Origin of the sequence: Blastomonas sp., assembly GCF_041747255.1 — a bacterium.
Classification (GTDB): Bacteria; Pseudomonadota; Alphaproteobacteria; order Sphingomonadales; family Sphingomonadaceae; genus Blastomonas.
On sequence record NZ_JBGTFM010000170.1, the window covers coordinates 1 to 1,988 of the forward strand.

Consider the following 1,988-nt stretch of genomic DNA (forward strand, 5'->3'; position numbering starts at 1 on the left):
CGACAACTGGGTCGACAGCAGCCGTACCAGCGATGTCCGTAAGGGGACCGGAGGACAACTCATCTGTGGCATCGAATGGTAACAAGGCAGACGGTGCATTGCCCGTTGCGAAGATTTGCGTTTGAACTGGCCCGCATGATCAACGCCATTCTACAGAACCTGATCCAGTCTCGAAGCGGCGAATGCCAAGCGCGGCTTGCCCATGACGCGGCGCCAGTTCTGGTGAAGCGCTGGAGCTGAATGTGTGGGCAGTGTCCATCTCAGAAAGGCCAATAGCCGCCAAAATCCGTCAACAATCTAATCTTGGTCCGGCCGCCTGCCGTTGCGCGGTGTGTCAATCTGGGGCAGCTTGCTTCGGAGAACTTTTACTGTCAGTTGAGAGGACCCTTATGGCAACACCTTCCAAGCCTACGCCAACCGCCAAGCGGGCGGCTTCCCCTGCCTTGATGAAACCGTTGACGCCATCGCCCGAACTGGCAGCTATTGTTGGAGCAGAACCGCTGCCGCGGGGGCAGGTCGTCAGCAAGGTATGGGACTATATTCGGACCCACAATCTGCAAAACCCGGCGAACAAGCGCGAGATCCTTGCGGACGCCGCGCTCAAGAAGGTGTTCGGGCGCGACAGCTGCACGATGTTCGAGATGAACAAGTATCTCGCGCAGCACTTGAAGTAGGATCGATCGCCACGCTTCGCGTGCTCGATTTTGGTTGCGCAGGCACTCGTGCCTTTCACAGGGCCTGAGTAGCAACGGAACAGAAAACATGGGGGTAATCACGGGAGCGACGAGCACCGATGCGATTGATGCGGATGTGGTGGTTAACGATTTAGAAGAGCAACTTGTCGTGAAACCTGCCCCCGCTTGGGACACTCTCCAATCAGGCTTTCTTCTGGGCTCATCAGTCGCTTAGCGGCAAGATTACAGGCGTCCCGGTTTGGACGCCGATTTACACCAGGTGGCGGCGCGGCGGAAGCGTGGCCCGCTCCCGGATTATCGAATAGCGAACCGCAGATTGGCTTCGACGTCATCGACAAAGTTGGGCGGCACACCAACATCGGTGGCGATGACACGCCACTGCATGATGGCCTCGGTAACCTCGCTGACCACCGCCTTCACAGCTCGCGCCGATACACCAGCTGATTTGCCGCCGGCGATCAGGCTGTCGAGTGTGAAATTATTGCGCAGGCCCGCCAACGACATCTGGTGCTGCGAAGTCCAATCGCCGCCTGGATTGTAGGCGTAGGCGATATCGAATGCCGGCGCGAGCCGCCAGGCGCCCGTGATATCCATCAGGAAAGCAATGTTCTTGACGTGGTCATCCTGGTTGCGTCCGATAATGTTGAACACAGCTCGACGAAACTGCTGGTCGAGCGTGTCCTGACCAAGTCCCAGTTCACGGATCGTCGTGAATGCCTGCTCATACGCATTAGCGCGCGGCTCATTGAAATCCAGATGAGCAAGGGCAGCTAGCGACTGCATGTGCAGCTTGTCCCCATTGGCAAGCCGGTCGAATCGGCGGGTCATAAAGTGTCGGCGACCGCCTTCGTCGAACAGGCGGCATTCGGTCATCTCGACGCCGGCTGCCGCCGCCATTTTCGAGTAAGCGAATTCGATCGTCCCGAACCCCTTGGGGTCGGCGAGCTCGTGATCCTTGTTATTGGCGACGCCATCGAACTTCATAAGCCAATAGCCAAAGCCGTCCGGCGCTTGGACTTGCCCTGAGCGAACTTCGTTGGTGTCGGGGTTCCAGGCGATAATTGCCTTGGCGCGTGCGCCACCGGCGGAGGTGCCGACGCGCAGAATTTCACGCAGCGCTTCTGCCTTTTCGTCGCTCGCGAACGTAACACGCAGATCCTTGCGATTGACGAGCACTTCGGACGCGAGCCTGACCAGCGCCTCGATCTCGACTGAGGCCGCGACCGTCGATACGGGTTCTTGAGCGGGCAGAAACTCAAGCGCGCCCATACCGCGTGTGCCAGTATAGCAAAG

Annotated in this window: 2 protein-coding genes; one reads left to right on the top strand and one right to left on the bottom strand. The window is 58.6% G+C overall.

Annotated elements, in window-relative coordinates:
* The first annotated feature begins 389 nt into the window (after positions 1 to 389).
* On the top strand, positions 390 to 674 hold the full coding sequence (locus ACEW8G_RS06120) for an SWIB/MDM2 domain-containing protein (protein ID WP_373487554.1): 285 nt from the start codon (positions 390 to 392) through the stop codon (positions 672 to 674).
* 315 nt (positions 675 to 989) lie between these two features.
* On the opposite strand, the gene ACEW8G_RS06125 is transcribed toward ACEW8G_RS06120, so the two are convergent.
* Positions 990 to 1,988: type II toxin-antitoxin system HipA family toxin (locus tag ACEW8G_RS06125; protein WP_373487555.1), on the bottom strand; the 999-nt coding region annotated here is incomplete at its 5' end.